This window comes from Kitasatospora sp. NPDC059803 (assembly GCF_042732255.1).
Lineage (GTDB): Bacteria > Actinomycetota > Actinomycetes > Streptomycetales > Streptomycetaceae > Kitasatospora.
On record NZ_JBHWIJ010000411.1, the window covers coordinates 1,997 to 5,846 of the forward strand.

3 protein-coding genes and 1 pseudogene are annotated in these 3,850 nt (G+C 76.3%); all 4 read right to left on the reverse strand.

Translation table 11 applies throughout. The features are described 5' to 3' along the window. Positions 1-3: 3 nt before the first annotated feature. The gene (locus ACFV6I_RS36845; RefSeq protein ID WP_380430384.1) at positions 4-909 is read right to left on the reverse strand and encodes an ROK family protein; all 906 of its coding nucleotides are present in this window, start codon (positions 907-909) and stop codon (positions 4-6) included. 267 nt (positions 910-1,176) lie between these two features. Next, a complete protein-coding gene (locus ACFV6I_RS36850) occupies positions 1,177-2,028 on the reverse strand; it encodes an SDR family NAD(P)-dependent oxidoreductase (protein WP_380344786.1) in 852 nt (283 codons plus the stop codon). Between the two features lie 127 nt (positions 2,029-2,155). Continuing rightward, positions 2,156-3,454 carry a trans-sulfuration enzyme family protein gene (locus ACFV6I_RS36855; RefSeq protein WP_380430387.1) on the reverse strand — a complete coding sequence of 433 codons (1,299 nt, stop codon included), beginning with the start codon at positions 3,452-3,454 and terminating at the stop codon, positions 2,156-2,158. A 146-nt stretch (positions 3,455-3,600) separates the two neighbouring features. Then, a pseudogene (locus tag ACFV6I_RS36860) lies at positions 3,601-3,850 on the reverse strand (hypothetical protein); the annotation flags it as partial.

Sequence of the window (3,850 nt, forward strand, 5' to 3'; positions counted from 1 at the left end):
GCGTCAGTCTTCTCTCTGGGTGTGGCGGGGGCCCCCCCCCCCCCCCGCTGTGTGGGGGGCCCCCCCCACCACGGCGTCCGCGGCGGCCTCCTGCTCGATGGTCGCCGGAGGCTCACCGGCGCGGGCGGGCAGCGGCACCAGGCCGATCTCGCCCAGCGCGCCGTGCGCGCCGAGCAGCAGTTCGCCGTCCTTGACCACGCCGACGCCCAGGCCGGTGCCGACCAGCAGGTAGGCGAACATCCGACTGCCCCGGCCCGCGCCGAGGGTGTACTCGCCGAGCGCGGCCAGGTTGGCGTCGTTGGCCACGGTGACGGCCACCCCCAGGCCCTCCCCGATCCGGTCGAACAGGCCGGGCCGGCCCCAGCCGGGCAGGCTGGTGGCGTAGCGGACACCGCGCCGCTGCTCGTCCCACACGCCCGGGGTGCCGATCACCGCGTGCACGATGTCGTCGGCGGCCAGGCCCGCCTCGGCGATGGCCTCGTGGGCGGCGGCGACCACGGCGTCGGCGACGGCGTTCGCCGAGCGGCCCCGGTTGGCCACGTCGCGGCGGGCGACGACCGTCCCGGCGAGGTCCGCGACGGCGACCCGCAGCCTGGCCCGCCCGATGTCCACGCCGAGCACGTGCCCGGCGGCCGGGTCGACCTCGTACAGCACCGCAGTGCGGCCGCGCTCGGGGGCCAGCCGGCCGGCCTCGCGGACCAGCCCGGCCTGCTCCAGGGCGGCCAGGGCGGCGGAGACGGTGGGCTTGGACAGGCCGGTGTCCCGGGCGAGTTGGGCGCGCGAGGAGCCGCCGCCGGTGCGCAGCAGTTCGAGCAGCAGCCATTCGTTGTTGCTGCGCAGCCGCTGCCGGTTCCACGGCACTGCCGGGGCCCCGGCCGCCGGGCGGTGGGTCGGCAGGTGGCTGCTCATCGGTTCCTCCGGTCTGGGCGGGACGGCTGGCGGGCGGGCTGCGCCGGGCGGTGCCGGCACGGCCCGCGGCGTCCGGTGTCGGGCGCCGCCGCCCAAGTATGACCGGCGATCATTCCGTTCCCACCCCGGCCGCCGGCCCTGTACCGTCCCGAGCAGCCCCGTACCGCCCTGAGCAGCCCCGAGCCGCCCCGAGCGGGACCATCGGGCCCGTCAAGCCCGTCAAGCCCGTCGGACCTGTCAGCCGCGTCAGACCCCGGGTCGGATCCCTCAGGCCACCCAGCCGCCCGTCATCCGCCGCACCACCGAGCCGTCCAGGTCGGCCAGCTTGGTGCCGGCGAAGGCCCGGGCCGCCTCGGAGGTCTGCACCCGCAGCGGCGGCCGCTCGGCGGTGAGGGCCGCGACGATCGGGGCGGCCGCCTGCTCCGGGGTCTGGGCCTGGGCGAAGGCCTTCAGCGTGCGGTCGACGTAGGCCCGCAGGGCGGGGGCGTACGGGCCGGCCGCGGCGGTCAGCGCGGGCAGGTCGATGGCCTGGTTGCCGATGAACTCGCTGGCGACGGCGCCCGGTTCGACGACGGTGACGTGCACGCCGACGGTGGCGGCGACCGGCGCCAGCGACTCCATGAAGCCCTCGACGGCGAACTTGGCGGCGCAGTACGCCTCGTTGAAGGGCTGTCCGACCACGCCGCCGACGCTGGTCACGGTGACCACCCGGCCGCCGGAGGCCCGCAGGTGCGGCAGTGCGGCCCGGGTGACCTCGACCACGCCGAAGAAGTTCACCTCCATGGCGGCCCGCACCGGCGCCGTCCCGTCCTGCTCGATCGTGCCGACGTGGCCGGCGCCCGCGTTGTTGACCACCGCGTCGAGCCGGCCGTGCCGGGCGAGGACGGTCTCCAGGCAGGAGGTGACGGAGGCCGGGTCGGTGACGTCCAGCTGCTCGACCTCGATCCGCCCGTCGACGCCCGCCTCGGCGGCGGCGCGCCGCAGGGCTTCGGCCCGTCCGGTGTCGCGCATGGTGGCGACGACGCCGTACCCGGCGCGGGCGGCGGCCACGGCGGTGGCGAGGCCGATCCCGGAGGAGGTGCCGGTGATGAGGACGATCGGGGCGGCGTCGGTGTCCATGGAGGTCTCTCCTCGGGTCTCCCCGGACTTCTCCGGGGCAGAGTGTGTGCGTGTGCACGCACCCTATAATTAGGTGCACGCGCACGCAAACGCGATCGGCAGCCCGGCGCCGCCGGGCGGGCTGCCGTCACACCTTCGCCAGGGCGCCCTCCATGTCCGCCCACAGGTCCTCGGGGTGCTCGATGCCCACCGACACCCGCACCGTCCCCGGGCCGATCCCGGCGGCGGCCAACTCGGCGTCGTCGAGCTGGCGGTGGGAGGTGCTGGCCGGGTGGAGCACGAGGGTGTGCACGCCGCCGAGGGAGGGTGCGAGGGCGGCCAGGCGGACGGACTCGGTGAAGGTGCGGGCCGCCTCGCGGCCGCCGACGAGGTCGAAGGCCAGGACGCCGCCGTGGCCGTCGGGCAGGAGCCGGCGGGCGAGGTCGTGGTCAGGGTGCCCGGGCAGGCCCGGGTAGTGGACGGCCCCGACCGCGGGGTGGGCGGCGAGGCGGCCGGCCAGGTCGAGCGCGGTCTCGCAGTGCCGGCGGACCCGCAGGGCGAGGGTCTGGAGGCCGCGCAGGGTCAGCCAGGCGGCGAACGGGTCGGCGGCGGCGCCGAGTTCGATGGCGTAGTGCCAGACCTTGCGGTGCAGTTCGGCGTCCGCGAGAACGGCGACGCCGGCCAGGACGTCCGAGTGGCCGCCGAGGTACTTGGTGGCCGAGTGGATGACGACGTCCGCGCCGTACTCGATCGGCCGGCAGAGCAGCGGCGTCGCGAAGGTGTTGTCCACCACGCTGACCACCCCGGCCCGCTTGGCGACGCCGATCAGCCCGGACAGGTCGGTGACCCTGGTGGTGGGGTTGGAGATGGTCTCCAGGTGCAGCAGCCGGGTGGTGGGCCGCAGCGCCGCCTCGACCTCGGCCGGGTCGTCGCCCCCGACGTGGGTGACCTCCACCCCCCAGCGCTCGGCGAGGTCGGCGAGCACGGCGAAGGTGCCGCCGTACAGGCTTCGCTGGGCGATCACGTGGTCGCCGGAGCGCAGCAGGGCGAGCAGGACGGTGTTGATCGCGCCCATGCCGGAGGCGGTGGCGATCGCGCCGGCGCCGCCTTCGAGGTCGGCCACCGCCGTCTCCAGCGAGCGGACGGTCGGGTTGCCGTAGCGGTTGTAGAAGAAGGCCCCGCCCGGGCCGCTGAAGGCCTGGGTGAGCGCGTCGCTGGTGTCGAAGGCGAAGAGGTGGCTCTGGTGCAGCGGCACGCCCATCGGACGGCTGCCGGCGGTGTCCGCGAGGGGCGGGTGGACGATCCGGCTCTCGGGGCGCAGCGCGCCGGGGGTCCGGTGTCCGTCGGGGGTCCGTTGGCCCTCGGGGGCCTGCTGTCCGTCGGGGGTCTGCTGTCCGCCAGAGGCCTGGTGTCCGTCGGGGGTCTGGTGGCCGAGGTAGTCGCTCATGCCGCCCATCGTCGGTCCGGTCGCATGCCGCGCCCAGGGCCAATCGCGCCCGGGTTGGCCACCCCCGCGCCGCGCCTGGGCACCGGCGGGGGGGCGGGCGCCCCCCGGGGGCGCCGGCGGGGGGGGCGGCGCCGCCCCCGCGCGGCTCACTTGCGGCGGCCGAAGATCCGCTTCGCGGCGTAGACGATGCCGACGATCAGCAGCACGAAGAACAGGATGATCAGGATGACCACGACGATCAGGAACTTGCCGAGCTTGGCGAAGAAGCCCGACTTCTTCTTCTCGTCCTTGGCCGCGAGGTGGGCGGCCGGCGCGGGCGGTGCCCCCCGGGGGGAGGCCGCGCACGCCGGGCGCCCCCCCCGCGCGGCGGGGGCCGGGGCGGGGCGCGCGACCGGG

Coding starts and splice junctions, on each gene's coding strand:
- ACFV6I_RS36850 (WP_380344786.1), bottom strand. CDS start 2,028: ATGGACACCGACGCCGCCCCGATCGTCCTCATCACCGGCACCTCCTCC.
- ACFV6I_RS36845 (WP_380430384.1), bottom strand. CDS start 909: ATGAGCAGCCACCTGCCGACCCACCGCCCGGCGGCCGGGGCCCCGGCA.
- ACFV6I_RS36855 (WP_380430387.1), bottom strand. CDS start 3,454: ATGAGCGACTACCTCGGCCACCAGACCCCCGACGGACACCAGGCCTCT.